The 26654-nt window shown below is 54.9% G+C and carries 28 protein-coding genes, 1 tRNA gene and 1 pseudogene; 18 read left to right on the forward strand and 12 right to left on the reverse strand.

Annotated elements, in window-relative coordinates:
- The first annotated feature begins 5 nt into the window (after window positions 1-5).
- From IB226_RS18490 to tssG, 6 genes are read left to right on the forward strand one after another with little or no spacing between them, the layout of a single operon-like run.
- Window positions 6-638, forward strand: coding sequence for a lysophospholipid acyltransferase family protein (locus IB226_RS18490; RefSeq protein WP_192236671.1), 633 nt, complete (start codon window positions 6-8; stop codon window positions 636-638).
- A complete protein-coding gene (locus IB226_RS18495) occupies window positions 635-2389 on the forward strand; it encodes a bifunctional alpha/beta hydrolase/class I SAM-dependent methyltransferase (protein WP_192236672.1) in 1755 nt (584 codons plus the stop codon). The genes IB226_RS18490 and IB226_RS18495 overlap by 4 nt, the downstream gene beginning before the upstream one ends.
- A 1-nt stretch (window position 2390) precedes the next feature.
- Complete coding sequence (locus tag IB226_RS18500) at window positions 2391-3710, forward strand: phosphatase PAP2/dual specificity phosphatase family protein (protein ID WP_192236673.1); 1320 nt, start codon at window positions 2391-2393, stop codon at window positions 3708-3710.
- A complete protein-coding gene (locus IB226_RS18505) occupies window positions 3695-4096 on the forward strand; it encodes a hypothetical protein (protein ID WP_192236674.1) in 402 nt (133 codons plus the stop codon). The genes IB226_RS18500 and IB226_RS18505 overlap by 16 nt, the downstream gene beginning before the upstream one ends.
- A 7-nt stretch (window positions 4097-4103) precedes the next feature.
- Window positions 4104-5888 carry a type VI secretion system baseplate subunit TssF gene (gene tssF, locus IB226_RS18510; RefSeq protein ID WP_192236675.1) on the forward strand — a complete coding sequence of 595 codons (1785 nt, stop codon included), beginning with the start codon at window positions 4104-4106 and terminating at the stop codon, window positions 5886-5888.
- Window positions 5885-6910, forward strand: a complete 1026-nt coding sequence (tssG, locus tag IB226_RS18515) for a type VI secretion system baseplate subunit TssG (RefSeq protein ID WP_192236676.1) — start codon at window positions 5885-5887, stop codon at window positions 6908-6910. Before tssF ends, tssG begins: the two co-directional genes overlap by 4 nt.
- Window positions 6911-7122: 212 nt before the next feature.
- On the opposite strand, the gene IB226_RS18520 is transcribed toward tssG, so the two are convergent.
- From IB226_RS18520 to IB226_RS18535, 4 genes are all read right to left on the reverse strand, one after another.
- Complete coding sequence (locus IB226_RS18520; RefSeq protein WP_192236677.1) at window positions 7123-7689, reverse strand: hypothetical protein; 567 nt, start codon at window positions 7687-7689, stop codon at window positions 7123-7125.
- 16 nt (window positions 7690-7705) lie between these two features.
- On the reverse strand, window positions 7706-7921 hold the full coding sequence (locus IB226_RS18525) for a hypothetical protein (protein WP_192236678.1): 216 nt from the start codon (window positions 7919-7921) through the stop codon (window positions 7706-7708).
- 72 nt (window positions 7922-7993) lie between these two features.
- Entirely contained in the window at window positions 7994-8872 is an 879-nt protein-coding gene (locus IB226_RS18530; RefSeq protein WP_192236679.1) for an NgoMIV family type II restriction endonuclease, read from the reverse strand.
- A gap of 14 nt (window positions 8873-8886) precedes the next feature.
- Entirely contained in the window at window positions 8887-10002 is a 1116-nt protein-coding gene (locus IB226_RS18535) for a DNA cytosine methyltransferase (protein WP_192236680.1), read from the reverse strand.
- A gap of 130 nt (window positions 10003-10132) precedes the next feature.
- Between IB226_RS18535 and IB226_RS18540 the strand changes: the two are divergent.
- A pseudogene (locus IB226_RS18540) lies at window positions 10133-10568 on the forward strand (tyrosine-type recombinase/integrase); the annotation flags it as partial.
- Window positions 10569-10616: 48 nt separating this feature from the next.
- Here IB226_RS18540 and IB226_RS18545 read toward each other — a convergent pair.
- Window positions 10617-10693: transfer RNA gene (locus tag IB226_RS18545), tRNA-Arg, on the reverse strand.
- A gap of 95 nt (window positions 10694-10788) precedes the next feature.
- Window positions 10789-11292, reverse strand: a complete 504-nt coding sequence (locus IB226_RS18550; RefSeq protein ID WP_192236681.1) for a DUF1198 family protein — start codon at window positions 11290-11292, stop codon at window positions 10789-10791.
- A 175-nt stretch (window positions 11293-11467) separates the two neighbouring features.
- On the opposite strand from IB226_RS18550, the gene folD reads away from it, so the two are divergent.
- Together folD and ybcJ are read left to right on the forward strand one after the other, a co-directional pair.
- Window positions 11468-12334: a bifunctional methylenetetrahydrofolate dehydrogenase/methenyltetrahydrofolate cyclohydrolase FolD gene (gene folD / locus IB226_RS18555; RefSeq protein ID WP_036648219.1), complete on the forward strand. Its 867-nt coding sequence runs from the start codon at window positions 11468-11470 to the stop codon at window positions 12332-12334.
- On the forward strand, window positions 12334-12546 hold the full coding sequence (gene ybcJ / locus IB226_RS18560; RefSeq protein WP_007890771.1) for a ribosome-associated protein YbcJ: 213 nt from the start codon (window positions 12334-12336) through the stop codon (window positions 12544-12546). The genes folD and ybcJ overlap by 1 nt, the downstream gene beginning before the upstream one ends.
- A 25-nt stretch (window positions 12547-12571) precedes the next feature.
- Here ybcJ and IB226_RS18565 read toward each other — a convergent pair whose 3' ends face one another.
- Together IB226_RS18565 and cysS are read right to left on the reverse strand one after the other, a co-directional pair.
- Entirely contained in the window at window positions 12572-13678 is a 1107-nt protein-coding gene (locus IB226_RS18565) for an AAA family ATPase (RefSeq protein ID WP_192236780.1), read from the reverse strand.
- Between the two features lie 33 nt (window positions 13679-13711).
- Entirely contained in the window at window positions 13712-15097 is a 1386-nt protein-coding gene (gene cysS / locus IB226_RS18570; RefSeq protein ID WP_192236682.1) for a cysteine--tRNA ligase, read from the reverse strand.
- 371 nt (window positions 15098-15468) lie between these two features.
- On the opposite strand from cysS, the gene ppiB reads away from it, so the two are divergent.
- From ppiB to purK, 4 genes are all read left to right on the forward strand, one after another.
- A complete protein-coding gene (gene ppiB / locus IB226_RS18575; protein ID WP_008103818.1) occupies window positions 15469-15963 on the forward strand; it encodes a peptidylprolyl isomerase B in 495 nt (164 codons plus the stop codon).
- Window positions 15963-16679 carry a UDP-2,3-diacylglucosamine diphosphatase gene (locus IB226_RS18580; protein WP_192236683.1) on the forward strand — a complete coding sequence of 239 codons (717 nt, stop codon included), beginning with the start codon at window positions 15963-15965 and terminating at the stop codon, window positions 16677-16679. The genes ppiB and IB226_RS18580 overlap by 1 nt, the downstream gene beginning before the upstream one ends.
- A gap of 131 nt (window positions 16680-16810) precedes the next feature.
- Window positions 16811-17320, forward strand: coding sequence for a 5-(carboxyamino)imidazole ribonucleotide mutase (purE, locus tag IB226_RS18585; RefSeq protein WP_192236684.1), 510 nt, complete (start codon window positions 16811-16813; stop codon window positions 17318-17320).
- Window positions 17317-18381 carry a 5-(carboxyamino)imidazole ribonucleotide synthase gene (purK, locus tag IB226_RS18590; RefSeq protein WP_192236685.1) on the forward strand — a complete coding sequence of 355 codons (1065 nt, stop codon included), beginning with the start codon at window positions 17317-17319 and terminating at the stop codon, window positions 18379-18381. The genes purE and purK overlap by 4 nt, the downstream gene beginning before the upstream one ends.
- A 158-nt stretch (window positions 18382-18539) precedes the next feature.
- On the opposite strand, the gene IB226_RS18595 is transcribed toward purK, so the two are convergent.
- The 3 genes from IB226_RS18595 to ybbA form a co-directional block, all read right to left on the reverse strand.
- Window positions 18540-19283 (reverse strand): class I SAM-dependent methyltransferase, encoded by a 744-nt coding sequence (locus IB226_RS18595; protein ID WP_101762377.1) that lies wholly within the window; start codon window positions 19281-19283, stop codon window positions 18540-18542.
- 82 nt (window positions 19284-19365) lie between these two features.
- Window positions 19366-21783 carry a putative ABC transporter permease subunit YbbP gene (gene ybbP / locus IB226_RS18600; protein ID WP_192236686.1) on the reverse strand — a complete coding sequence of 806 codons (2418 nt, stop codon included), beginning with the start codon at window positions 21781-21783 and terminating at the stop codon, window positions 19366-19368.
- Window positions 21780-22466, reverse strand: a complete 687-nt coding sequence (gene ybbA, locus IB226_RS18605; protein WP_101762379.1) for a putative ABC transporter ATP-binding protein YbbA — start codon at window positions 22464-22466, stop codon at window positions 21780-21782. Before ybbA ends, ybbP begins: the two co-directional genes overlap by 4 nt.
- Here ybbA and tesA point away from each other — a divergent pair.
- From tesA to IB226_RS18630, 5 genes are all read left to right on the forward strand, one after another.
- The gene (tesA, locus tag IB226_RS18610) at window positions 22434-23060 is read left to right on the forward strand and encodes a multifunctional acyl-CoA thioesterase I/protease I/lysophospholipase L1 (RefSeq protein WP_192236687.1); all 627 of its coding nucleotides are present in this window, start codon (window positions 22434-22436) and stop codon (window positions 23058-23060) included. The genes ybbA and tesA overlap by 33 nt on opposite strands.
- 31 nt (window positions 23061-23091) lie before the next feature.
- The gene (locus tag IB226_RS18615) at window positions 23092-23865 is read left to right on the forward strand and encodes an SDR family oxidoreductase (protein WP_192236688.1); all 774 of its coding nucleotides are present in this window, start codon (window positions 23092-23094) and stop codon (window positions 23863-23865) included.
- A gap of 79 nt (window positions 23866-23944) precedes the next feature.
- A complete protein-coding gene (locus tag IB226_RS18620; RefSeq protein WP_192236689.1) occupies window positions 23945-24799 on the forward strand; it encodes a co-chaperone YbbN in 855 nt (284 codons plus the stop codon).
- A 63-nt stretch (window positions 24800-24862) separates the two neighbouring features.
- A complete protein-coding gene (locus IB226_RS18625) occupies window positions 24863-25777 on the forward strand; it encodes an SPFH domain-containing protein (protein WP_101762383.1) in 915 nt (304 codons plus the stop codon).
- Window positions 25774-26235 (forward strand): NfeD family protein, encoded by a 462-nt coding sequence (locus tag IB226_RS18630; RefSeq protein WP_225608369.1) that lies wholly within the window; start codon window positions 25774-25776, stop codon window positions 26233-26235. Before IB226_RS18625 ends, IB226_RS18630 begins: the two co-directional genes overlap by 4 nt.
- Here IB226_RS18630 and cueR read toward each other — a convergent pair.
- Window positions 26211-26627, reverse strand: coding sequence for a Cu(I)-responsive transcriptional regulator (gene cueR / locus IB226_RS18635; protein ID WP_101762384.1), 417 nt, complete (start codon window positions 26625-26627; stop codon window positions 26211-26213). The two genes, IB226_RS18630 and cueR, sit on opposite strands and share 25 nt — an antisense overlap.
- Window positions 26628-26654 lie beyond the last annotated feature (27 nt).

Raw genomic sequence — 26654 nt, forward strand, 5'->3', positions numbered from 1 at the left:
CGCACATGAACCGCATGCTGCGCTGGCTCTTTACCCTGTGCATCGCTTATCCGGTGGTGTGGATCTGGCTGGGTGTCGCCGTGGCCAACCGCAAGAAGCTACCGAAAACAGGCCCGGCGATCATTGTGGCAAACCACAACAGCCATCTTGATGTGCTGACGCTGTTCACCTTGTTCCCCCTCTCGACGTTAATGGACGTACAGCCGGTGGCTGCGGCTGATTACTTCCTGAAAAACAAAGTGGTGGGTTGGTTTGCGCTCAAGGTGATTGGCATCATCCCGGTGTATCGCGGGGCGCATCAGGCTAATCCATTGCAGGCCTGCGTCGATGCACTGGCAGAAAAGAAAATTGTGATTATTTTCCCGGAAGGCACACGCGGCGAGCCGGGGAAACTGTCAGAAATTAAATCTGGCCTGTGGCATCTCAGCCAGCAGTGCCCGGATGTGCCCATCATTCCGGTCTATATGCACGGGCTGGATCGCTCAATGGGTAAGGGTCAGAAAATACCGGTGCCGTTCTTTATCGATATTTATATCGATGATCCGCTGCGTTATCAGGACAACAAGGCCGAATTTAAAAGCGCGTTATTAAATCGTTTTGTCGAATTACAACAGCAAGCCATAAGGAAATCATCATGAGCCAGGAAGCACGTTTATTTCAGGAAGGATCTTTTTCAACCAGCGACGGGGAATCTCTCTATTTTCGCCACTGGCCCGCGCAGGATGCGCAGAGCAAAAAAGTGATTGTGCTATTTCATCGCGGGCATGAGCACTCCGGACGTTTGCAGCATGTTGTCGATGAGTTACTGATGCCGGATGCCCATTTTTACGCATGGGATGCGCGTGGACACGGACATTCGCCGGGAGAGCGAGGTTATAGCCCAAGCCTGGCTCGCTCAGTGCAGGACGTCGATGAATTTGTTCGCTTTGTCGCTGAACAAGCCAGGGTGAGCATTGAAGATATAGTGGTGATTGCGCAAAGCGTCGGCGCGGTGCTGGTCGCTACCTGGGTGCATGATTACGCACCTAAAATTCGCGGTATGGTGCTGGCCTCTCCAGCGTTTAAGGTGAAGCTGTATGTGCCTTTCGCACGCACGGGATTGGCTATGCTGCAACGTATTCGCGGTCTGTTTTACGTGAACTCTTACGTCAAAGGGAAATTTCTCAGCCACGACCCCGAGCGCATTCGCAGCTTTGAGCAGGATAAATTCATCACCCGTCAGATTGCCGTGAATATTCTGCTGGATCTGTATAAAACGGCGGAGCGTATTGTTTCTGACTCTGCCGCCATCACCGTGCCAACCCAGTTGCTGATTTCCGGCGATGATTTTGTGGTGCACACCAAACCGCAGAAAAAATTCTATCAGGGGCTGCGTAGCGCCATCAAAGAGCAGCATATTCTGCCCGGTTTTTATCACGATACGCTGGGAGAGAAGGATCGCCAGCTTGCCTTCGATAAAATGAAGCCGTTTATTGAACAGCTTTACCACGCTGCGCCTTACACCTTCGATTACAGCCATGAAGATCAGTGGAGTCCGGGCGCTGATGCGTACCGTGAGTTGCAGGCGCCACCTAAGCGCTGCTCACTACAAGGTGTGTCCTACGCTTCATTAAGTTTTGGCATGAAAACCCTTGGCAGGCTGTCTAAAGGCATGCGCCTGGGATATGAAACCGGCTTTGACTCTGGCAGCACGCTGGATTATGTCTACCGCAACTCGGCTGAAGGCACCGGCATTATTGGCCGTATCATCGACAGGCAGTACCTCAACAGCATTGGCTGGCGCGGCATTCGCATGCGCAAAGAGAATATCCAGCAGGTGATTGCGCAGGCCGTAGCAAAACTGCAAGAGCACAATTTGCCGATTCGCGTAGTCGACATAGCCGCCGGACATGGCCGCTACGTTCTCGATGCGCTGGAGAAACAGCCGGGAATTGAAAGCATCTTGTTGCGAGATTACAGCGATCTGAATGTGGAAAAAGGCCAGGCGATGATTGAAGCGCGTCAATTAGGCCATCTCGCGCAGTTCAAAAAAGGCAATGCCTTCGATTATGGCTCGCTCGCCACACTCGCGCCTGCGCCGACGCTGGGCATTGTCTCCGGCCTGTATGAACTGTTCCCGAGCAACCAATTAATCAAAACTTCGTTGGCCGGGTTGGCAGCCGCCATTCCGCCGGGCGGCGTGCTGGTTTATACCGGGCAACCGTGGCATCCGCAGTTGAAAACCATCGCATGGACCTTAACCAGCCACCAGAACGGTATTCCCTGGTTGATGCGCGTACGCAGCCAGAAAGAGATGGATACGCTGGTCGAAGATGCTGGATTTGAGAAATGCCACCAGCTGATCGATGAGTTTGGCATCTTTACCGTTTCGCTGGCGGTAAGAAAATAGCATGACTGAATCGTTGCTGACACAGCGCCCTTTTCGCCCCTGGAAGCAGGGGCTTTACTGGCTGATGTTGCTGGGTCCCCTGTTTTTTCTCAGCTACGGGCAGGTGAATACCTTCACCGCGACCCGCGATGATGTGGAAAGCCTGGTGTTTGCCTGGGAACGTTCGATTCCATTTGTTCCCTGGACTATCGTGCCTTACTGGAGCATCGACCTGCTTTACGGTATTTCACTGTTCATCTGCACATCAAGACAGGAGCTGATGCGTCACGGCTATCGCCTGCTTGCAGCATCGCTGGTGGCGTGTGCAGCGTTTTTACTTTTCCCGCTGAAGTTTACCTTCACGCGCCCGGAAACCCAGGGTGCCTTCGGCTGGTTGTTCCGTCAGCTTGAACAATTTGATTTACCCTATAACCAGGCCCCTTCGCTGCACATTATTCTGACCTGGCTGCTCTGGCTGCGCTTTCGCCAGCATCTGAATCGCAATGCAAGAATCTTTGCGGGCGGTTGGTTCCTGCTGATTGCTGTCTCGGTACTGACCACCTGGCAGCACCATGTTATCGATGTCATTAGCGGGATTGGGGTCGCGCTCATCATCAGCTACCTGATTCCGATTAGAGGAGAATGGCGCTGGCAGCGGCCCACTTGGCACGCGCGACGTCTCGCAAGCAAATACGCCTTGGGTGGAATGCTGTTTTTACTGGCGGGGATAGCGATTCCCTGTGGTCATTTGCTGCTGTGGCCTGCCATAGCGCTGCTGGCGGTGGCTGCGGGCTATGCCGGCTTAGGCGTGACGGTGTTTCAGAAAAGCAGTTGCGGTAACTTATCTCTCTCAGCACGTTTGCTGCTTCTGCCTTATCTGGCAGGCGCGAACATTTCCCGCCGCTGGTTTTCCCGACATAGCGCGCAAAGTAATGAGATTGCCGCTGGCGTAGCGCTGGGCAGGTTTCAGGACAAGGCGCAGCAAGATTTTGCCGTTTTTGATCTGACCGCAGAATTTCACAAAGGCAACCGGAGCGCACAGCGATGGCAGGCCTATCCGCTAATGGATCTGCTGGTGCCCGACATTGCGCATTTGCGCACTGCAGTAAGACAGCTCCAGCAACTGCACCGGGAAAGTGACAAGGTGTTGGTTTGCTGCGCGCTGGGTTTATCGCGCAGTGCCACAGTGATTGCGGCGTGGCTGCTGGCGGAAGGACATGCAGCTTCTGTCGTTCAGGCCGTTGAACTCATTAAGTCCCGACGCCCGCAGATTGTTCTCACCCCTGCACACATTGCAATCCTCGAAGCCTTTAGCAAGGAACAGCTATGTCAGACATCATGATGACCAACCGAATTGTGCAAATTCATCTGGCAAGCTGGCGCTACTTTGCCGCGCTGACACTGCCGCCGTTGGCGCTGATACTCAGCCTTTTCTACTTCGCGCTGAGCCTGCCGTTAATGGTGTTGTTCTTCATCACACACTACTACTGCTGGCGTTTATGGCTCGATGAACGGCTCTTCGCATTGCTCAACAACGAAGACGACCTTGCTGAGTTTGACCGGGGCATGGCGCAGCTGTGGCCGAAAAAATTTGCCCGTGCGCGTTCACTGGCTGATCGCCTGCACGTAACAAGAGTCATGTTTTACCGGGCAATGATCTCACTGCTGGTGCTGTGGTTGGCTTCACTCTGCTCAGTGAGTTATCTGGCACTCACGCTGGGTGAGTAGGTGAACCATGAACGACCATGATTTTCTGAAATATTTCGACAGCGAAATGCGTTATCTGAAAGCCGCTGCGCAGGAGTTTGCGGAGGAATATCCGGAGGCGGGACGGCGACTGGGTGTCGACGGCATGTCTTTGAAGATGAATGACTCCGTAGAGCAACTGTTTCAGGGCTTCTCGCTGATGATGGCGCAGATGCGTCGCAAGATTGATGACGATATTCCGGAGCTGACGGAGCCGCTGCTCGGGCATCTGCTACCCGTGGTAAACCGTACGCTGCCATCAATGTCTGTGGTGGAACTTACGCCCGATAGCGTCGCTCAGGTACGTGATGCGGTGCTGCCGGAAGGTACAACGCTGCTGACCCGACCGATGGATATCATTGGCCAACGCTGCCCGTATCGCACGACCGATGCGTTGAAATTGCATCCGCTGGCGTTAGGCAATGTCACAACATCGTTTCACCCCGACGGGCACCAGATTATCTCCCTGCGTTTTACACTCAGCCCTCAAGCCGATACGAGCCAGGTCGATCTCAGCGATATTCCACTTTATATCAACGGAGATCGCCCAGTGCAGTCGCTGCTATACCATGCGCTGACCCGTCATCTGAGCAACATCACTTTTCGCCTGCCGCAGAGTGATAACCCCGATTCGCAGCCATTTAGTGGCGACATCCGTGCCCGCTGGCAACAGCACTGGCGTCCGGTCTGGCCGGAAAGCGACAGTCCTGCACTCTGTGGTGAAGTGCGCCCGCTACTGGAATATTTCAGTTTTCCGGCTCGCTACGCCTTCTTTACTCTTTCGGGGCTCGACACGCTTCCTTTCAATGAAAGCTGCCGGGAAGTGATGCTCGATATTCACCTTAGTCAGCCACTTCCGCATGATATTTTGCTGCCGGCAGACGCGCTGCGCATTCACTGCGTGCCGGTGATTAACCTGTTTACGCTGAACGCCGAGCCGCTGAAGGTGAAGCCTGCGGTGCTCGATTATCGTCTGCGTCCGCACCGCCTGCGCGATCGGCACACTGAGATTTACAGTGTTGATGAAGTTGCCGCCAGCGAAACACTGGATAAGCGGCGTTATGTGCCGTATCGGCACTTCCGGCAAAAAGGGGGCATGTTGCAACGCAAAGAATCCTGGCCGGAGCGATATTTCCACACGCGCATCTGGCGCGGTGTCAGCGGTCTTTATGAAACCCTGCTGATGCTGGGTGGCGATGAAAGCGAAACCGATCGAGGCGAGGATGATGCCACGCTGTTTATGAACATCACCTGCACCAATGGTAATTATCCGCGCATGGCGCTGGAGAAAGCCGTATTTGATGGAAGCGCGTTAACCGGCAACCTGACATTGCAGTGCATAACGCGTCATCCCCCTTCTATGCCTTATTACCCGCCAGCCACGCAGTTGTATCAGTGGCATGTGATGTCGCTGCTGCATCCGCGCGCCCTGAGCCAGATGATTAACGATGCTGCAAGTCTCCGAGCCGTGCTGGCGCTGTTTGACTGGAGCGATGACGATAACAACCGCCGTCGCATCAGCGGTATTCGTCACGTCAGCTGGCGTCAGGACTATAACGCCTCCTATCACTGGCACGGCGTGCGTATTCGCGTGGCGCTCGATGAAACCCAGTTCAGCGGCACCGGCGATGCCCGCCTGTTCTGCGAGCTGCTGGAACAGTTCCTGACGCAGTACGCCAGCGTTGTACGTTTTACCCAACTGACGGTGCTGCTGACCGCGTCGGGAACCGAATGGGCCTGGCCGGAGCGACGCATTGACAGGGTGCTGATGTGAGCGAAGAAAACAAAAAACCGTTCTGGCTGGACGATGACGGCAATGACCAGACCGCGCGTTACAACTTTTACCGCTTCTGCCAGCTGCTGGAGCAGACGACCGGCAGCCGTCTCGGCACGGGCCGCACGCCAGAAAGTGATCCAGTGCGTTTTCGTCCCAATCCGCATCTGGGCTTTCCCGCCGGGGAGCTAAAACGCACGGAAATTGACGCCGATAACCCTGATGCGATACCAACGGTCCGAACCAACTTCTTCGGCCTGTACGGCGTGGATTCGCCGCTGCCCACCAGCATCATTGACGACATCAACCAAGGCCGCGATGGTGCGGATGCGATGGCAGCGTTTCTGGATATCTTCAATCACCGGCTGATGACGCAGTTTTACCGCATCTGGCGCAAGTACAGCTATCCGGCCACCTTTGAGCCAGGCGGTACCGATAGAGTTTCGCAAAGCCTGATGGCGTTAACCGGCATTACCCACAGCGGCGACCAACCTTCGTCACGCCTGCTGGCGATACTGAAACCGTTGCTGCATACCACACACACTGCTGAAGGTATTACAGCGGTGATCAACAGCCAGGCACCAAACACCAAAGTGGAGGTTTTCGCACACCATCCAGTGAGCATGCCGGTGGCAAAACGCGCCCGCCTCTCACTGAACGGCGGCATGACGCTCGATCAGAATCCGATGCTGGGCGATGAAACCCGCGTGGCTGATTACTGCTCACGGGTAGAGCTTTCAACAGACGATCCTGATGAAGCGAAAGGCTGGATGCCTGACGGGCAAATCCGGCAGGACGTGATGGCGCTGCTGCGTACCTATCTGGGCTGTGACTATGATTTGCGGTTTTGGCTGACGATTCCCACCCGATTGCTGCCAATGCCGCGGCTAGGCGATGCCGGGTTGTTCAATGGATGCAATATGATGCTGGGGCTGAGGGAGGATAATCTGAGTGCGATGCCGGAAAGGGTGCGAATTAAAGTAGGTAAGCTGCGAGGGGAAAATGCCCAAGTAGCTTTTTGAATATTGACTATTTATATATAAATTTGCAACTAAAAGCACCCTATCATAATTAGGAAGGCAAAAAGAGCCATTAGAGTTTTGTGTAAAAACCGTATTAAATAACATTATGGTAAAAAATGTTATTCTTATTGGATGCTATATCTACATTCCTTTACGAACACTATAGGCTTAATTGATGACTTTAAAACCCGAAAAAATAATGCCTCTTGTGCCTAAAACCACTTTCTTCTACGAACTAACTTCCCATCGCCAAGACTGTAACTTCCAGAGTGAATAGCTAACCAGAAAAATATAGTCAACACACTCGGATGAATTATTATTTTACAAAGCAGTTTACGCATCATCCCTACAAGAGAAACTCCCTCATTATGATCTGATGTAAAAAAGAAGTGCTGGTAATCGCCTAATCTTCTGCGTAAATAACCTGACATCTCAAGCTTTGCATATTCTATCGAGTTGCAGTTCCATAACATCCCCCAGCGTCGCTGCCACTTATCATTGAATAGCCAATTGTAAGTCAAATGGGATGTTAATGAATTGAAATGCGGTATTTTATGGCCATCTGTCATAGTTAACTGGCAATCGATGAATTGGATTTCATCAATAGTGAAGAAAATACCGCGCTCACTCGATTCTATTAAGTCATCTTGGGGAATCTGTTCAAGAGTAACAACAAGAACGTTTTCATCAATATTTTTCAGCTCAATTTTCTGTTGATACCGAAGCCCACTTCCTCTGGCCTCAAAAAAAAGAACAGCTTCCTTAATTGGAGTTTTCAAGGAACGAAAAGCCACCTTAGACTTTATTTTTTTCATGGTCAGCGGGATTTGAAAGTCTTAGTGAATATTCAAGATGGTCATCTAAACTCTCCCAGTATGATCCCAGACGTTGTAGTTTCTGTTTGTCTTCGTGAGATTTTTTGTAGGTGTTATATAACCAAAGTCGGGTTAGTTTCTCCCACCCCCATTTAATTACTTTTCCAATTAATCCCCAAGGTGTAGGAATACTCATAATTGCCTCCAGCATTATCAGGTGGATAATGTAATCATTAAGCTCTGAGGATCTACTGAAATTCATTAAGTTTCAGATTGCAAGATCCAAAGGCAAATCCGATATATCTTTTAATCGCTTACCATTAACCATTACAGCAAGCATATCAGCGGCATCATGCAAACCGAGAAACTTTACTGCAGCCTGAAGTTCATAAAGAGCAAAGTGATAGACACAATCAATATCACCTGTACCAAGGGCTATTGAGGCAAGTCTGCTTGGGGTTGGTTCAGCAGTTACGACCATGATGTGTGGAAGTGTCCCTTTACGGTTTCGCATTAGATTAAGAGCTTCAGATCGTGCGTTCTGAGCCCGATCGCTTCTTATCGTCCATTTGCAGGAAATACTCGCGTGTAGTAACGGTTTACCGCCATTTGATTCGCGTAGTCCTGACATCAGAGTGACAGAATCATTCACGATCATTTCTGGCTTGTTAATGACGCTGTCATGCTCAGGCTGACGAGCGACAACAATATCGGGTGAAATGGTATAGTCACTTCCTAACGCAGCGGCAAGTTGTGCATCATTCTTAGCTGCGCTATCGAGGGCTATGAGGTGAGCATATTGTTCATACTTGGCTATTTCAAGGCGATTTCGACCAGATACTTGTTGAACATTCCATCTGCCTGGCCGTAGGTGGCCAAGTTTCAGAAATGTTTTTTCAACGAACTGAGCGCAGATGCTTTCGAACTGATTACCTGATGTTTGCCCGGCAATCCTCTCGCCTATAGTTTCAGCCTGCAGCAAACGGGCAATTTCACGTGCGATTGCTTTACTGTTGTTATTACTGCTATCAGCATTACTTACCACACCTGCAGCATTGATAGTCAATGTATTCAAAAGAAGCTGTGCGTGAAATTCTTTGCGAGCTTCAGCGAAAGCAACAGTACCAATTTCGTTATGTTCGTCCATAAACCTCTAACCTTCTATGCAGCGTCTTTTTTCTTAACCGTCACCGCATCATCTTTCTTTGCCCGCAGTACATCAAGTGCGTAAGCAGCGATTTTTTCGGCGAATAATGGTGGAACCGCATTGCCAATCTGACGTGCGACTTCCGTTTTAGAACCATGAAAAATGAAATCATCGGGAAATGACATCAGTCTAGCGGCTTCTCGGTGAGTAATAGGGCGATGCTGCTCAGGATGAAGATAACGCCCCTTCTCTGGCTTGAAGAACTCTGTACGTATAGTTACAGAGGGTCTTTCCCACCAAAGTCGACCAAACAAATCTGTTCCGCCTGATGTTTTTTTGATCCAACATGCAGGGGTTAAGTCAGGTCGATTCTTCTGTAAGTCGAAACGATTCCCACCTAGGGGCACCGCCTGATAGCGTTGTTTGGAAATCTCAGTTGGACTGCGACCAAAATGAAGATTCATGGGTGGCAATTCATCTCGGATCTCAGTACCAATAGGATCAGGTAAATCTCCAATCGCCTCTTGAGTTGAAATCCAGACAGGCAGCTCGCCAGACTTCTCGGGTGATCGATGAGAAGGGGCCGGAGGAAATGCGGGTACGTTGTCCATATCAAAAAGCTCTCGTTTGATACCGATAGCTATAGTTCTTTTCCTGGTCTGAGGCACACCATAGTCAGCAGTGTTAAGTACTTTTGGGTCAAGAAGCACAAAGCCCATAGATTCGGCTCTAGCAGCAATATCGACAAACTCATCGCTTTTAAGCAGGCCTGGGACATTTTCCATTACGAACATGGACGCGCCAGAACACTGAATGATGTCCATGTAGGGCTCCCAAAGCGCTCTACGGTGATCGCCTTCCCTGTTCTTGTTAAGGAGGCTAAATCCCTGGCATGGCGGCCCTCCGATTACGATATCGGCAGACGGAATCTCATTGGAAGCAATCCATTCATCGATATTGGCTTGGATACCATGTGAACCGAAGTTTGCGTTATAGGTCTTAATCGCAGCAGCATCGTTATCAATGGCCAAAATGCTTTCAAAATGAGCTGACATCTCGCCATGACAAAACCCAGTGGAGAGCCCACCAGCACCACAGAAAAGATCTATCACCTTGAATTTATTGCTCATAATACCGCACCGCTTAGTTATGATGACTATAATTAGCCATAATTTATCATATGTTTATGCTGTACAAAAACCCATACCTACTTCTCTTTAAGTTTAGGATGACGCTCAACAAATGCTAGGACGTGTTGTAGTGGCATGGATTTACTCGGTAGACAGCAAGTCAGGCAGAGCAATTGACGTTGCCCTGAATGGCACAGCCGAAGTCGTTCAATGCAAACAGATGGAGTGGCATTACAACTGGGTATTTGTTCACACCGAATTAGCGAAGAGAAGTGACGGAACCACAACAGCAACCGTGCGCAAAACGTGAGTTGATTCCAATACAGCCTTGAGAGCCTCTTTAAAGCGATCGAGCATTGATGATTTTCCGCTTTCATGACCTTCGCCATATATGGGCGAGCTGGCTTATTCAGGCCGAGGTGCCATTGTCACCATTACAGGAAATAGTGGGATGGGAAAGCATTGAGATGGTGCGTCGATACGCTTACCTGGCACCCAATCATTTAACGGAGCATGCACGCAAAATTGACTCGCTTATGGGAGGTGGCGACACAAATACGACATAAGGGGAAAATCAGGTGGGGTTAAAGCTGGCGTAAGTCATTGAAAGTATTTGGTACGCCCTACAGGATTCGAACCTGTGACCTACGGCTTAGAAGGCCGGTGCTCTATCCAACTGAGCTAAGGGCGCATAGTGATTGGGTCGGATTATACGTCCAGCGGCTCGCGCGTCAACGTTTTTGCCCTTGAACATAAGCGGAGTGCTGCCAGATTAACCAAAACCCCTTAATGCCGCTTGCGCCATTCGCTCATCGACACCAGATTCCCGCCCTGCTCCGTTTCGCCTTCCAGCTCAATCCCTTGCTGCGTGAAGTGCGCATTATACTGGTCGCGCAGCGCATGCAATTCCTGGCTGTCCGGTTCCAGCTGGCGCAAGAACCCCAACGCCAGCAACAGCTGCTGCCTCGAAATCAACGCAGAAAACCCCGCCCGGCTCAAAATGCCATGCCAGCGCTGCCTATTTTCGTCGCTGCCATCGACAATCAGCACCTGCCAAATCAGCAGCACCGCCGCGCCATTGTGCAGATGCGTGTCGTTATCGCCCGCGATGTAGTCGGTAAACTCTTTTGCCGCCTCTTTGCCCATCAGCGACAACATTGATTCGATATGCACCGGCGGCAGCTGCAACCGTTTATTAAGCGCCTGCACCGCATGGCGCGAGCTGGCCGTCAGCAGCTGAAAACCTACCACGAACACCACCGCCAGCGTGGCGAGAATTAACCAAATCATCACGTCATCCATCTCATTCACTGCCGGGCATCATAAGCGCTAACGCGGGCGGGCGCCACGGCGAAAAATCGGGAAAGCGGCGTTGATGGCGAATCTCTACCTGACAGCCGCACGCGCTTCTGACAGAATAGGCGCCATCCCCGATCTAACCCTCTACAGATGGATTTCCTCTCTGATGGCAGCAAAAATTATTGACGGTAAAACGATTGCGCAGCAGGTGCGCCTTGAGGTTGCCGAAAAAGTACAGCAGCGTCTGGCGGCCGGTAAACGTGCGCCCGGTTTGGCAGTTGTGCTGGTGGGTGAAAACCCGGCTTCGCAGATCTATGTCGCCAGCAAACGTCGTGCTTGTGATGAAGTGGGCTTCATCTCCCGCTCGTACGATCTGCCCGCCACCACCAGCGAAGCCGAGCTGCTGGAGCTGATTGATACGCTCAACAACGACAACGACATCGACGGCATTCTGGTGCAGCTGCCGCTGCCAGCCGGCATCGATAACGTCAAAGTGCTGGAGCGCATCGTGCCGGACAAAGATGTGGATGGTTTCCATCCGTATAACGTCGGTCGTCTGTGCCAGCGCGCGCCGAAGCTGCGTCCGTGTACGCCGCGCGGCATTGTCACCTTGCTGGAGCGCTACAATATCGATACTTACGGCCTGAACGCCGTGGTGGTTGGCGCATCGAACATCGTTGGCCGTCCGATGAGCATGGAGCTGCTGCTCGCCGGTTGTACCACCACCGTGACGCACCGTTTCACCAAAGATCTGCGTCATCACGTTGAGCACGCCGATCTGCTGGTGGTGGCGGTTGGCAAGCCGGGCTTTATTCCAGGCGACTGGATCAAGCCGGGCGCGGTGGTGATTGATGTGGGTATCAACCGTCTCGACAGCGGCAAGGTGGTCGGCGATGTCGAGTTCGAAGCGGCTGCTGAGCGCGCCTCGTACATTACGCCCGTTCCAGGCGGCGTCGGTCCAATGACGGTCGCGACACTGATCCAAAACACGCTAACGGCGTGTGAAGAATTTCACGACATTGAGGAGGCATAATGGCCAGTTTTTCTCTCGGTAAACATGCCCACGTAGATTTGTGCGACCTGCTGAAACTCGAAGGTTGGGTGCAAAGCGGTGCGCAGGCGAAAGCGGTGATTGCGGAAGGCGAAGTGCGCGTCGATGGCGCAGTTGAAACGCGTAAGCGCTGCAAAATTGTTGAAGGCCAGAAGGTCGAGTTTGCGGGCTTTAAGATTACGGTTGTTGCCTGACCTTTAGGCGTCCCAATCGGGACGCCTAAATCCGCTCTTCCCCCACCACCCGAGTTTCCCCTTCAATTTGCTCCAGCGCGATATGATTCACCGCCGTATGCTGCACAATCAGCGTCGCCAGTTTCGGTGAATGGCTGGTGATCCACAGTTGGCTAAACTGGCTGGCTTCGGCGATCAGTCGTGCTAATGCAGGCAACAAATCTTCATGCAAACTGTTCTCCGGTTCGTTCAGCGCCATAAACGCTGGCGGCCGCGGGCTGAGCAGCGCCACCACTAAGCAGAGAAAGCGCAGCGTGCCATCCGAGAACTCGGCGCTCTCCAGCGGACGCAAAATTCCCCGCCGTGACATCAGCATCTGAAAACGCCCGTTCTGCACGTCAACGTGAAATTCCGTGTCCGGGAAGGCTTCGGCCATCATCTCAAGCAGTAATTCGGAATGACCGCGTTCAACAATCGTAGCCCAGGCTGCGGCCAAATTGCTGCCATCGTGGCTCAGTACCGGCGCGCGCACGCCAATCTGCGGCGCACGAATCGGCGAACCGGGCCACACCGCAAACTCATGATAGAAACGCCACTGGCGCAGCCTTTCACGTACCTGCGAAAGCTCGGGATAAAGGTGCGGCTCGCCAAGCTGCCCAAACAGCGACTCTTCCGGATGCAGCACCGCAGGATAAGCAACGCGTTCGCCATCAACGTTGTGCAGAAAAGCGGTTTGATTTTGCCGCTGCAGGATGCAGGAGGAAGGACGCCGACGCTGGCCGCTCATCCATATACGCTCCTCTTTCACGAGCGGATCGAGGTTAAACATGCTGGTGGCTAACGGCTCAGGAAAACCGATATCAAGCTGATAATCCATATCATCCATCACCACCGCGAGCGCCAGACGTTTAGGATCGTGGCGACGATCGCCGCGCCGTAATCCGCCCGCCCACATCGCTTTCTGGATGCCGCCCTCTTCCGCCAGCGCCAGCGCTAAACGTCCGCTCGCCGCTTCGTGCAGCAATCGCACCGCTTTATACAGGTTGGATTTGCCGCAGCCGTTCGGGCCGCTCACCACGTTGAGCTGCTGCAGCGGTAGCGTCAGGTCGCGCACCGAGCGGAAGCCGTGAATATGAATCTGTTCAATCGCCATCAATAAAAAAGGGCGATTTCTCGCCCTCTCCGGTTATTTGCGTCGCCAGCTGGAACCTTGCGGCCCATCCTCAACGATCACGCCCAACTCATTGAGCTTATCGCGCGCCACATCCGCCTGCGCCCAATCTTTGGCTGCACGCGCGTCGGAACGGGCTTTCACCCAATGCTCGATTTCCGCCACTTCATCGTCATTCACCTGCGCACCGCTTTGCAGGAACTGCTCGGGATCCTGCTGCAGAATGCCGAGCACGTTAGCGATCTGGCGCAGTTTCGCCGCCAGCGCATCAGCGGAGGCTTTGTCTTCAGTCTTCAGACGATTCACTTCACGCGCCATATCAAACAACACCGAATAGGCTTCCGGCGTGTTGAAGTCGTCATCCATCGCGGTACGGAATCGCGCTTCAAATTCTTCGCCACCCGCCGCCGTGGCATTGGCATCGGTATGACGCAGCGCGGTGTACAGGCGCTCGAGCGCCGCACGCGCCTGGTTGAGGTTATCTTCGCCGTAGTTGAGCTGGCTGCGATAGTGGCCCGACATCAGGAAGTAACGCACGGTTTCGGCATCGTAGTGCTGCAACACATCGCGCACGGTGAAGAAGTTATCCAGCGATTTCGACATCTTCTCGCGGTCAACCATCACCATGCCGGAGTGCATCCAGTAATTTACATACGGGCCATCATGCGCACAGGTGGATTGCGCCACTTCGTTTTCGTGGTGCGGGAACATCAGATCCGAACCGCCGCCGTGAATGTCGAAATGGGTGCCGAGCTGTTTGCAGTTCATCGCCGAACACTCGATGTGCCAGCCTGGACGGCCGTTGCCCCACGGCGAGTTCCACGCCGGTTCGTCGGCTTTAGACATCTTCCACAGCACGAAGTCCATTGGATTGCGCTTCACGTCCGCCACTTCGACGCGCGCGCCGGCCTGCAGCTGCTCCAGATCCTGACGCGACAGCACGCCGTAATCTTTGTCGCTCATCACGTCGAACATCACGTCGCCGTTGTCCGCCACGTACGCGTGCTTACGCTCAATCAGCGTGCCGACCAGCTCGATAATCTCGTCGATATGGCGGGTGGCGCGCGGCTCCAGATCCGGTGGCAGAATGCCGAGCGCGGCGAAATCGTTGTGCATCTCGGCGATCATGCGGTTGGTCAGCGTTTCAATGCTTTCCCCGTTTTGATTGGCACGTTTGATGATTTTGTCATCGATATCGGTGATGTTACGCACATACTTCAGCTGATAGCCCACGTAACGCAGATAACGCGCCACCACGTCGAATGCCACAAATGTACGCCCATGGCCGATATGACAGAGGTCGTAAACCGTGATACCACACACGTACATACCGACTTGACCGGCATGGATGGGTTTGAATTCCTCTTTCTGTCGACTCAGGGTGTTATAAATCTTTAGCATTGAACGGTTCCGTTTATTTACGTGTGCGGGAATAGAACTATCAAAAATCTTGCTGTTTATTGCGTCAAGCCAACCAGTTAACCACTGTAATCCGTGACTGCACATTCCGTAGCGGCGCGATTTATCGCGCAATAAATTGCGCCGCTACGGAATGTGCGCGCTATGAGAACGGTTTTCATCTCTTAACTGACAAACATCAAGCCGGTTATTGTGCCGTATTTTTCTGACTTGTGCATCGCTCGGTTGCCAACTGCCGTCCGGTTACTGACGCGTTATTGGAAATTGTGATATAAGAAGCGTCTACAAAAATGCCCCGCCGCCTTACAGGCGTGGCAGTTGATACTGACGACAACCTTGACAGGAAGAAAATAATGGTCACTTTCCAGACGAACCATGGCGATATCGTAATCAAAACTTTCGATGACAAAGCGCCGGCTACCGTGAAGAACTTCCTGGAATACTGCGCGGAAGGTTTTTACGATAACACTATCTTCCATCGCGTAATCAACGGTTTCATGATTCAGGGCGGCGGTTTTGAGCCTGGCATGAAGCAGAAAGATACCAAAGCAGACATCCGCAACGAAGCGAACAACGGCCTGAAAAACACCAAAGGCACCCTGGCGATGGCGCGTACTCAGGCGCCACACTCTGCAACAGCCCAGTTCTTCATCAACGTGGCAGACAACGACTTCCTGAACTTCCGTGACGAAAGCCTGCAAGGCTGGGGTTACTGCGTGTTCGCTGAAGTGGTTGAAGGCATGGACGTGGTTGAGAAAATCAAAGCGGTGAAAACCGGCCGCAGCGGCATGCATCAGGACGTTCCGGTTGAAGATGTTGTCATCCAGAAAGTGACTGTTAGCGAGTAATGTCGCGCACGCTGTTTATCGCAGATCTGCATCTGTGTCATGAAGAACCGGCAATTACTGCCGGTTTTCTGCATTTTTTGCAGGGTGAAGCGCGCACGTGCGATGCGCTTTACATCCTCGGCGATCTGTTTGAAGCCTGGATCGGCGACGACGATCCTAATCCGCTGCATCAGCAGATCGCTGCGGCGCTCAAAGCCTTGCCGGTACCGAAATTCTTCATCCACGGTAATCGCGACTTCCTGCTCGGCCAGCGTTTTGCGCGTGCCAGCGGCATGACGTTGCTGCCGGAAGAAAAGGTGCTCGATCGCTACGGACATCGTGTGTTGATCATGCACGGCGATACCTTGTGCACCGACGATGCAGGCTATCAGCGTTTCCGCGCCAAAGTGCATCAGCGCTGGTTGCAGCGTCTGTTCCTCGCGTTGCCGCTGCGTCTGCGCATGCGTATTGCCGCGCGCATGCGCAATGGCAGCAAGCAGGCGAATCAGCATAAATCGGTCAGCATCATGGACGTCAATCAGTCCGCGGTGGAAGCCGCGATGACGCGTCAACAGGTGGCGATTCTGATTCACGGCCACACGCATCGTCCCGCCATTCACGCCTTCCCGCTGCACGGCAAAAACGCCCAGCGCGCGGTGCTGGGTGCCTGGCATGAGAACGGATCGATGATTCAGCTTGATGCCAGCGGCGTAAGCCTGATCGAATTCCCCTTCTGAAATCCGGGCATCAATGCCCGTTTTCCGCCTACGCAACCGTTTTCCTTGCTGCCATCTCATGCTATTCTCTGTGCCCTTCTTCGCCTGCCCGCCCGGCCAGGTTCGTTTGCATATTCACAGGAGTTGACCGCATGTCATCCAACGCCGCCCCGGCCCGTATCGCCATTGTCATGGGTTCCAAAAGTGACTGGGCTACCATGCAGTTCGCCGAGGAAATTCTTAACAGCCTGGATGTTCCCTTCCACGTTGAAGTGGTCTCAGCTCACCGTACGCCCGACAAACTGTTTAGCTTCGCGGAAACCGCCGCCGACAACGGTTTTCAGGTGATCATCGCCGGTGCCGGCGGTGCTGCCCATTTGCCGGGCATGTTGGCCGCGAAAACGCTGGTGCCGGTGCTGGGCGTGCCCGTGCAAAGTGCGGCGCTGAGCGGCGTCGATAGCCTCTACTCCATCGTGCAGATGCCGCGCGGCATTCCGGTGGGTACGCTGGCAATTGGTAAAGCCGGTGCTGCCAACGCCGCCCTGCTGGCGGCACAGATTCTGGCGATCCACGACAGCGCGCTGTCAACGCGCATCGCCCACTGGCGTCAAACGCAAACTGATGAAGTGCTGAACAACCCGGATCCGCGGGAGGACGCATGAAGCCGGTTTGCGTATTAGGAAATGGTCAGTTAGGCCGCATGCTACGCCAGGCGGGTGAACCGCTGGGTATCGCGGTGTATCCGGTGGGCCTGGATGCGGAACCTTCTGCGCTGCCGATCGCCGAAAGCGTGATCACCGCTGAGATCGAGCGCTGGCCGGAAACCGCGTTAACCCGCGAACTGGCGAGCCATCCGGCTTTTGTGAATCGCGATATCTTCCCGCGTCTGGCCGATCGCCTGACGCAAAAACAGCTGCTGGATCAGCTGAACCTCGCCACCGCGCCGTGGCAGCTGCTGGCCGATAAAGCCGAGTGGCCAAATGTGTTCAGTAACTTGGGCGAACTGGCGATTGTAAAACGTCGTACCGGCGGCTATGACGGCCGTGGCCAGTGGCGTTTGCGCGCTCATGAAACCGACGCGCTGCCGGATGAGTGCTACGGCGAATGCATCGTTGAGCAAGGCATTAATTTCAGCGGTGAAGTGTCGCTGGTCGGTGCGCGTGGACACGATGGCAGCACGGTGTTTTATCCGCTGACGCATAACCTGCATCAGGACGGCATTCTGCGCACCAGCGTGGCGTTCCCGCAGGCCGATGCCGCACAGCAACAGCAGGCGGAAGCGATGCTCAGCGCCATCATGCATGAGCTGAACTACGTCGGCGTGATGGCGATGGAGTGTTTCATTACGCCAGAAGGTTTGCTGATCAACGAGTTAGCACCGCGCGTGCACAACAGCGGTCACTGGACGCAGAATGGCGCGTCAATCAGCCAGTTCGAACTGCATCTGCGCGCGGTTTTGGGCCTGGCGCTGCCAAAGCCGGTGGTGTTTGCGCCGTCGGTGATGGTGAATCTGATTGGTACTGAGATGAATCTGGCGTGGCTGCAGCAGCCGCTGGTGCATCTGCATTGGTATGACAAAGAGGTGCGTGAAGGCCGCAAGGTTGGGCATCTTAATCTCACCGATAGCGATCACGCGCGTCTGGCATCAGCCTTGAATGCGCTGGTGCCGCTGCTGCCGGAAGCGTATGCAAGCGGGATTGTGTGGGCGGTTGAGAAGCTGTAGTTCAGCTGTTTTTCCCCTCACCCTAGCCCTCTCCCACTGGGAGAGGGAACCGAACGCGCTAACATCTCCCTCTCCCACTGGGAGAGGGAACCAATCGAGCTAACATCTCCCTCTGGGAGAGGGCCGGGGTGAGGGCATCAGCCCGCCCAGAACTCCCCTTACCCCACCATCTTCATCGCCACATGGCTCCAGCGATTCAGATGCGTAATCTGGAACCCATGCGCACTGAACAATGCATTCAGCGACGCTTCCGAATGAATCGTAATATGACCGGTGCGCGGCGCAATATACCAGTCAGTCATCCCCAAATGACTCACTTCGTCAGTGGTCGCGGTGCTGAAGAAAAACACTCCGCCTTTTTTCAAAAAACCTGACACTTCTGCCAGCGTTTTATGCGGATCCGGCGTATGCTCAAACACCTCAAAACTGGTCATAAATTCATAAGAATTCAGTTCTGGATAATCGCCGGGCACAAACGGATCCCACGCCACCATATCAATGCCCACTTCCTGCATTAAGCGCGCCAGCGTGCCGGTGCCGCCACCGTAATCCAGCATTTTTTTGCCGTGATATTTTTTGAATAACGTCAAAATCAGATCGCGATTTCTCATTGGTCGATTGATCTCATAGTTAGGATCAAACTGCCCGTAAGCCTCGTTATACATATGCTGTGCATAATCCGCTGGCGTCCAGTCATCGCATGCGTGGGTATACACCAAACCACAGGTCTGGCATTGATGATAATAAATCGCCACGCCGGTGAGCGGATAAGTGTAACGACTGGCATTTTCCGAATGACAGATGGTATTGAAATCGGTCACACCATACAGCGTGGCCTCGCCCTGGCAGACTTTACAGCAGCCGATTTCAACAACGGATTTGACGATAAGTGGAGATGACATGTTTAGCCTTAAATAAGTCTGGTCTGCTTTCATGAGTCGACTCACGCAGACCAGAACTTAAATTTAAGACAAATCGTTTTGCTTATCCGGCACTGAAGCTTCTGAACAGCGCCTTCTGTTTTAATAGTCGAATACCCAACCAGGCACCGCACAGCGAGAGCAGCAGCGCGCCGCCGATCGGCAAGGCAATCCATAGCGTCCAGTCTGGCTGCCACGGGAAATCGAAGATCTTGCGCTGCAAGCCCCACAGCGCCGCTTCCGCGCCCAGCGCCGCCGCAATCCCCGATACCACGCCAAGCAGCGCAAACTCACACCATAAGGTGCCGCGCAGCAGGCGCTTGCTGGCACCCAACGTGCGATAGACCACCAACTCCTGCCGACGCTGACGCATGCCAACCTGGATCTGCGCCAGCAACAGCAGCACGCCGCACACCGTTACCAGCACCACCATCACTTCCAGCGCCTGGCTCACCTGCGTCAGCACCTGACCGATCTGGCGCATCATGCTGCCGATATCCAGCAGGCTCAGCGTCGGGAATGAACGATTTAGCTGCGCCAGCAGCGCCGGATTGCTCTCCATGCGGAAGCTGGTCAGCCAGGTTTGTGGCTGTTGATCGAGCGCGCCCGGCGGGAAGATAAAGAAGAAGTTCGGCCGCAGACTCTCCCAATCCACCTTGCGCAAGCTGGTGATTTTGGCGCTGAACTGCTGAGTATCGCCGCTGAAGGTTAAGCTATCGCCGAGCTTCACGCCCAGACGATCCGCCAGCTCCACCTCCATCGACACTTCACCGGGCTGCGGCGGCCAGTTACCGGAAATCAGCGGATTGTGATCCGGACGCTCCGCTTGCCACGTCAGATTGAGTTCGCGATTCAGCGCGTTATCCAGCTGCGGATCAGCCTCTTTGCCGTTTAGCTCGGTGAGACGTGCACGCACAATCGGGTAGAAGGTCTCCGGATTAAGCTGATGCCCAGCTAGGAAGTCGCGTACCTGCGGCACCTGCTCTTTGGTGATGTTCAGCAGGAAATAGTTCGGACTGTCCGGCGGAAGTTGCTGTTGCCAGCGATCCAGCAGATCGCCGCGCATCACCAGCAGCAGCGCCAGCAGCATAAATGACAGCGAAAACGCCGCCAGCTGGCTGAGCGTCATCGCCGGTTGACGCAGCAGACGGTTGATCGCCAGGCGCAGCGCCAGATTGCGCACCACCAGCCGACGCAGCAGCAGCAAGGTGCCCCAGCCGAGTAACGCCAGCAGCAGCGCCAGCATCACCACGCCCGCCAGCAGCGCCCACAGCATTTTGCTGCCGCCCATTAGCAGCGCCAGCAAGCCAATCACCACCAGCGCCATTGCCGGCAGATAGAATCGCAGCGGCCAAACGTTCGCCACCGCATCCCGCCGCAGTACGCGCAGCGGTTGCGTCGCCATCAGCAAACGATACGGACGCAAACCCACCAGCAGTGAAATCACAAACATCGCGCCGATCGCCCACAGCCACGGCCAGAAACTCGCCGCAGGCAGCGCGCCCGGCAGCACCGGTTTCAGCATCAGCAGCAGAATCACTTCAATGCCCTGCCCTAAGGCGCTCCCGACAATCGCCGCCAGCAGCAGCACCGCCAGCCATTGACCGATAATCAGCCGCTGCAGCGCCTTGCGCGTTGCGCCCAGCGTTTTCAGCACCGCCACCAAATCGTAGCGGCTGCGGCAGTAATGACTCATCGCCACCGCCACCGCAGCAATCGCCAGCATCAGCGTCAGCAAGGCGGAAAGCAGTAAAAACTGCTGCGCGCGCTGCATCGAACGGCCCAGCGCATCTTCCGAATTATCCACGCTGATCCAGCGCTGATCGGCTTTTAGCTGCGGCGCGATCCACCTGTCATAGCGCGCCAGCGGTGCCGGATCGCCGGAGAATTTATAGCGCCAGCTCAGACGACTGCCCGGCTGCACCGCACCGGTTTTCTCCACGTCGGCCAGATTCATTAGCAGACGTGGCGCGGTCTGGAACGGATTAAAGCCGCCATCCGGCTCCTGAATCACTTCCCCGGCAATGCGCAGCGTGGTGTCGCCGACATCCACGCTATCGCCCACTTTCAGATTCAACAGCGCCAGCAAACGCGGTGCGACCAACACCGTGCCCGCTTGTGGACGTAGGCCCGGCGGATCGGTTTGCAGCGTGCCGAACATCGGATAGGCATTGTCCACCGCCTTTACGTCCGCCAGCTGCGGCGTCTCTTGCGCGAAGGTCATGGTCATAAAGTGCAGCTGGCTGCTGACCGACAGCCCTTCATCACGCGCTTTGTTAAGCCACGCTTCCGGCGCGGGCGCGGTGGTGCGCAGCGTGCGATCGCCCGCCATAAAGTCGCGGCTCTGCTGGCTTAAGCCTTTCTCCATGCGATCGCTGATCGAACCCAGCGCCAGCACGCAGGCCACCGCAAGCGTGAGCGCCAGCCAGACAATCAGCAGCGAGGGCGAACGCCACTCGCGCCAGAACCAGCGCCAAATCATGACTCCTCCCACAACTTGCCGTCGCGCAGCCGTAAGCGACGGTCGCAGCGCGCCGCCAGTTGTTCATCGTGCGTCACCAGAATCAGTGTGGTGGCAAAATCGCGGTTGAGGGAGAACAGCAGATCGGCGATACGATCGCCGGTTTTACGGTCGAGGTTGCCGGTGGGTTCATCGGCGAACAGCAAACCGGGACGGCCGCTAAAGGCACGCGCCAGCGCCACACGCTGTTGCTCCCCGCCAGAAAGTTGCGCCGGCAGATGGTGCAGACGATCTTTCAGACCCAGCACCGTCAGCAGTTCCACCGCCTGGCGGCGACTTTCGCGATCGCTGTCGCCACGCAGCAGCGCCGGCAGCTGCACGTTTTCCAGCGCATTCAGCGTCGGCACCAGCATAAAGGATTGAAACACAAAGCCCACTTCGCGCGCGCGCAGCGCCGCTCGCTGCTCTTCATTCATGCTGTGCAGCGGCTGGCCAAGCAGATGCACTTCGCCGCTGCTGCCGTCATCCAGTCCGGCCAGAATGCCCAGCAGCGTGGATTTGCCCGAGCCGGACTCGCCAATCAGGGCGATGGTCTCAGCTGGTTTGACAACCAGCTCAACTCCGGTAAGGATGGTCAGCTGATGCTCTCCCTGACCGACGGACTTAGTAAGATGATGAACTGCAACAATGTTTTCCGCTGGCATTATCCCTTCCTGTTGTTATTGCTTCTGCTGGTGTCCCGACTCGCCGCCGCCGATACCCTGCTGGTGTTGGGCGACAGCCTGAGCGCCGGGTATCGCATGTCGGCCACGGCGGCCTGGCCCAGCCTGCTGAATAAAGAGTGGCAACAGCAACCCAAAGTGGTCAACGCCAGCATCAGCGGAGATACCGCAGGACAAGGGCTGGCGCGTTTACCGGGCCTATTAAAACAGCATCAACCCCGCTGGGTGTTAATCGAATTGGGCGGTAACGATGGCCTGCGTGGTTTCCCGCCGCAGAATATCGCCGCGGACCTGACCAAAGTGATTGACGAAGTGAAAGCCGCTAAAGCGCAGCCGCTGCTGATGCAGATTCGTCTGCCGGCTAATTATGGACGTCGTTATACGGAAGCGTTTAGCGCGATCTATCCGCGCCTGGCACAGCAGTACAACATTCCTCTGGTGCCCTTCTTTATGGAGCAGGTCTACCTGAAGCCGGAGTGGATGCAGCAGGATGGAATTCACCCCAATCCGGATGCTCAGCCGTTTATCGCCAACCTGATGGCGACCGAACTGGCTCCGTTAGTAAAGCATGATTAATGCAGACGCGTGATTTTTAACGGGTAAAAAAATGCAAAGAACTATTCTTATCACCGGCTGCTCGAGCGGTATTGGTTTGGTCGCGGCGAACGATCTTTTATCGCGCGGCTATCGCGTGCTGGCCGCCTGTCGCCGCGCCGACGATGTGGCGCGCATGGAAGCATTGGGATTTACTGGCGTGCAGCTCGATCTCGATGATGCCGCCAGCGTCGATGCCGCCGCCGATCGCGTGCTGGAACTCACCGATCATCGCCTGCACGCGCTGTTTAACAACGGCGGTTTTGGTCAATATGGGCCGCTCAGCAGCGTTTCGCGTCAGCAATTAGAGAAGCAATTTTCCACCAATCTGTTTGGCACTCATCAACTGACCATGCGCCTGCTGCCCGCGCTGCAAGCCAGCGGCAACGGACGCATCGTCAATACCAGTTCGGTACTGGGACTGATCTCGACGCCGGGGCGCGGCGCCTATGCCGCCAGCAAATGGGCGCTGGAAGCCTGGAGCGATGCGCTGCGTCTTGAAGTACGCGACTCTGGTGTGCGCGTTAGCCTGATTGAACCCGGCCCGATAAGCACGCGTTTCACCGATAACGTGCATCAGGGCCAGCAGGATAAACCGGTACAAAATCCGGGCATCGCCGCGCGTTTCACGCTGCCGCCGGAAGCGATTTTGCCGAAGCTGCGCCACGCGTTAGAGAGCAAACATCCGCGCCTGCGCTATCCGGTAACGCTGGTGGCCTGGGCGATGAGCCTGCTGAAACGCCTGCTGCCAGGTTGGATACTGGATCGCATTTTGCGCAGCAACTAAGCTGCAACGCAGAATCAAACTTGAACCGGGGCAGCTTGCCCCCATATCCTCAACACACTTTCTGACAAGAGACGTATTCATGTCACACGCTTTGATTATCGACATCAACGAATCCAACCTGCAGCAGACCTTAGAACAGTCGATGCAGCTGCCGGTGCTGTTCTATTTCTGGTCCGAACGCAGTCAGCACTGTCTGGAACTGACGCCGGTGCTGGATCGCCTGGCGCAGGAGTATGCGGGTCAGTTTATTTTGGCGAAGCTGGATTGCGATAAAGAGCAAATGGTGGCATCGCAGTTTGGCCTGCGCTCGATCCCAACCGTTTATCTGTTCCAGAACGGTCAGCCGGTTGACGGCTTCCAGGGACCGCAGCCGGAAGAGGCGATTCGCGCTCTGCTGCAAAAAGTGTTGCCGCGTGAAGAAGAAGTTAAAGCGCAGCAGGCGATGCAATTGATGCACGAAGGCAAACCGCTGGAAGCGCTGCCGCTGCTGAAAGACGCCTGGCAGCTGAGCAACAAAAACAGCGAAATTGGCTTCCTGCTGGCAGAAGTGTTGATCACCCTGAACCGCAGCGACGAAGCAGAAACCGTGCTGGATGCGGTGCCGCTGCAGGATCAGGACACGCGCTATCAGAGCCTGATTTCGCAAATCGATCTGTTAAAGCAGGCCGCCGATACGCCAGAAATTCAGCTGTTGCAGGAGCAGTTAGCCAGCGATCCGACCAATGCCGAACTGGCTGCTAAACTGTCGTTACAGCTGCATCAGGTTGGCCGCAACGAGGAAGCGCTGGAGTTGTTGTTCAGCTTCCTGAAAAGCGATCTCAGCGTTGGTGACGGCCTGGTGCGTAAAATGTTCCAGGAAATTTTGGCCGCACTCGGCACCGGCGACACCCTCGCCACGCGCTATCGCCGCCAGCTTTACTCGCTGCTGTACTGATCGGTACCGCGCGTTAAACGGGCCGAACGACTCGGCCCGACAATCTGACAGCCAGGAGGTTATATGTTAACGGTCATTCCCGTCATCATTGTGCTCGCACTCGTTACCGTGTGGGCCGGTGTAAAAATTGTTCCACAAGGTTACCAGTGGACGGTAGAGCGCTTTGGCCGCTACACCAAAACCCTGGCGCCCGGCCTCAATTTGCTTGTGCCGTTCATGGATCGTATTGGTCGCAAAATCAATATGATGGAACAGGTGCTCGATATCCCTTCCCAGGAAATCATCTCTAAAGACAACGCCAACGTCACCATTGATGCGGTGTGCTTTATTCAGGTTGTCGATCCGGCGCGCGCCGCCTACGAAGTCAGCAATCTTGAACTCTCGATCCTGAATCTGACCATGACCAACATCCGTACCGTGCTCGGCAGCATGGAGCTGGATGAGATGCTGTCGCAGCGCGACAACATCAACACGCGTCTGCTGCATATCGTTGATGAAGCCACCAATCCGTGGGGCGTGAAAATTACCCGTATCGAAATTCGTGACGTGCGCCCGCCGCAGGAGTTGATCGCCGCGATGAACGCGCAGATGAAGGCGGAACGTACCAAACGCGCCGATATCCTTGCCGCCGAAGGCGTACGTCAGGCGGCGATTTTGCGCGCCGAAGGGGACAAGCAGTCGCAGATCCTCAAAGCAGAAGGCGAACGCACCTCGGCCTTCCTGCAAGCTGAAGCGCGCGAGCGTCAGGCGGAAGCGGAAGCCACGGCGACGCGCATGGTCTCCGAGGCGATAGCCGCCGGTGATATTCAGGCGGTGAACTACTTTGTGGCGCAGAAATACACCGACGCGCTGCAAAAAATCGGCGAAGCCAACAACAGCAAAGTGGTGATGATGCCGCTGGACGCCAGCAGCCTGCTCGGTTCAATTGCCGGTATCAGTGAACTGCTGAAGGAGAACCGGACGGAGCGCAGACCATGATCCTGATGGAGCTGATTGCGCATCCACACTGGTTCTGGCTGACGCTGGGCGGCCTGCTGTTGGCCGCCGAAATGCTCGGCACCAGCGGTTATCTGCTGTGGAGTGGCTTAGCCGCCGTCGCGGTGGCGCTGATTGAGTGGCTGTTTCCCATCTCATGGACCAGTCAGGGCATTGTGTTTGCGGTGATGACGTTGTTCAGCGCGTTCTTCTGGCATCGCTGGATGCGCTATCGCGAATCGTCGCAGGTCGCTAACACGCTTAACCAACGCGGTAACCAGTTAATGGGCATGCAGCTGACGCTGGATAATGCGCTGAAAAACGGCCTTGGACACGTACGCATTGGTGACAGCAGCTGGCGCGTGCAGGCGGACAGCGACCTGCCGGCGGGCACGCCGGTGATTGTCACTGGCGTGGTCGGCATTACGCTGATGATTCAGCCGCGCTTTCCATCGGCGTGATGGCAGCAACCGGCCAGATGATTGATGATCGGGCACTCTGCGCTGTCATCGCCGGGGCAAGCCTCCGCCAGTTCCAGCAAGCGCGCGCGCATCGCATGTAACTCTTCGATGTGCGCAGCAATCTCGTCGGCTTTCTGCAAAGTGCGCGCTTTAACATCGGCGCTGTGGCGCGCGGGATCGTTGAACAGCGTCACCAGTTCACGGCACTCTTCCAGCGTAAAACCCACCTGACGCGCCTGGCGCAGCAGATTCAGCTCATCAATATGATGCGCCGCGTAATGGCGATAGCCATTGTCACCGCGCGACGGCGGCGTCACCACGCCCTTCTCTTCGTAGAAGCGAATCGCTTTGCTGGTGAGTCCGGTTTTTTTTGCCACATCGCTGATGTTCATTTTTCCCCCTTGACCTTCCATTCAGGG

The organism is Pantoea sp. PNT03, from assembly GCF_014852515.1.
Taxonomy (GTDB): Bacteria; Pseudomonadota; Gammaproteobacteria; order Enterobacterales; family Enterobacteriaceae; genus Pantoea; species Pantoea leporis.

Bases quoted from the DNA above. Each gene is read 5' to 3' on its own strand.
- IB226_RS18490 (WP_192236671.1), top strand. From the start codon at position 6: ATGAACCGCATGCTGCGCTGGCTCTTTACCCTGTGCATCGCTTATCCG.
- IB226_RS18495 (WP_192236672.1), top strand. From the start codon at position 635: ATGAGCCAGGAAGCACGTTTATTTCAGGAAGGATCTTTTTCAACCAGC.
- IB226_RS18500 (WP_192236673.1), top strand. From the start codon at position 2,391: ATGACTGAATCGTTGCTGACACAGCGCCCTTTTCGCCCCTGGAAGCAG.
- IB226_RS18505 (WP_192236674.1), top strand. From the start codon at position 3,695: ATGTCAGACATCATGATGACCAACCGAATTGTGCAAATTCATCTGGCA.
- tssF (WP_192236675.1), top strand. From the start codon at position 4,104: ATGAACGACCATGATTTTCTGAAATATTTCGACAGCGAAATGCGTTAT.
- IB226_RS18525 (WP_192236678.1), bottom strand. From the start codon at position 7,921: ATGAGTATTCCTACACCTTGGGGATTAATTGGAAAAGTAATTAAATGG.
- IB226_RS18530 (WP_192236679.1), bottom strand. From the start codon at position 8,872: ATGGACGAACATAACGAAATTGGTACTGTTGCTTTCGCTGAAGCTCGC.
- IB226_RS18535 (WP_192236680.1), bottom strand. From the start codon at position 10,002: ATGAGCAATAAATTCAAGGTGATAGATCTTTTCTGTGGTGCTGGTGGG.
- IB226_RS18550 (WP_192236681.1), bottom strand. From the start codon at position 11,292: ATGATTTGGTTAATTCTCGCCACGCTGGCGGTGGTGTTCGTGGTAGGT.
- folD (WP_036648219.1), top strand. From the start codon at position 11,468: ATGGCAGCAAAAATTATTGACGGTAAAACGATTGCGCAGCAGGTGCGC.
- ybcJ (WP_007890771.1), top strand. From the start codon at position 12,334: ATGGCCAGTTTTTCTCTCGGTAAACATGCCCACGTAGATTTGTGCGAC.
- IB226_RS18565 (WP_192236780.1), bottom strand. From the start codon at position 13,678: ATGGCGATTGAACAGATTCATATTCACGGCTTCCGCTCGGTGCGCGAC.
- cysS (WP_192236682.1), bottom strand. From the start codon at position 15,097: ATGCTAAAGATTTATAACACCCTGAGTCGACAGAAAGAGGAATTCAAA.
- ppiB (WP_008103818.1), top strand. From the start codon at position 15,469: ATGGTCACTTTCCAGACGAACCATGGCGATATCGTAATCAAAACTTTC.
- IB226_RS18580 (WP_192236683.1), top strand. From the start codon at position 15,963: ATGTCGCGCACGCTGTTTATCGCAGATCTGCATCTGTGTCATGAAGAA.
- purE (WP_192236684.1), top strand. From the start codon at position 16,811: ATGTCATCCAACGCCGCCCCGGCCCGTATCGCCATTGTCATGGGTTCC.
- purK (WP_192236685.1), top strand. From the start codon at position 17,317: ATGAAGCCGGTTTGCGTATTAGGAAATGGTCAGTTAGGCCGCATGCTA.
- IB226_RS18595 (WP_101762377.1), bottom strand. From the start codon at position 19,283: ATGTCATCTCCACTTATCGTCAAATCCGTTGTTGAAATCGGCTGCTGT.
- ybbP (WP_192236686.1), bottom strand. From the start codon at position 21,783: ATGATTTGGCGCTGGTTCTGGCGCGAGTGGCGTTCGCCCTCGCTGCTG.
- tesA (WP_192236687.1), top strand. From the start codon at position 22,434: ATGATGAACTGCAACAATGTTTTCCGCTGGCATTATCCCTTCCTGTTG.
- ybbA (WP_101762379.1), bottom strand. From the start codon at position 22,466: ATGCCAGCGGAAAACATTGTTGCAGTTCATCATCTTACTAAGTCCGTC.
- IB226_RS18615 (WP_192236688.1), top strand. From the start codon at position 23,092: ATGCAAAGAACTATTCTTATCACCGGCTGCTCGAGCGGTATTGGTTTG.
- IB226_RS18620 (WP_192236689.1), top strand. From the start codon at position 23,945: ATGTCACACGCTTTGATTATCGACATCAACGAATCCAACCTGCAGCAG.
- IB226_RS18625 (WP_101762383.1), top strand. From the start codon at position 24,863: ATGTTAACGGTCATTCCCGTCATCATTGTGCTCGCACTCGTTACCGTG.
- IB226_RS18630 (WP_225608369.1), top strand. From the start codon at position 25,774: ATGATCCTGATGGAGCTGATTGCGCATCCACACTGGTTCTGGCTGACG.
- cueR (WP_101762384.1), bottom strand. From the start codon at position 26,627: ATGAACATCAGCGATGTGGCAAAAAAAACCGGACTCACCAGCAAAGCG.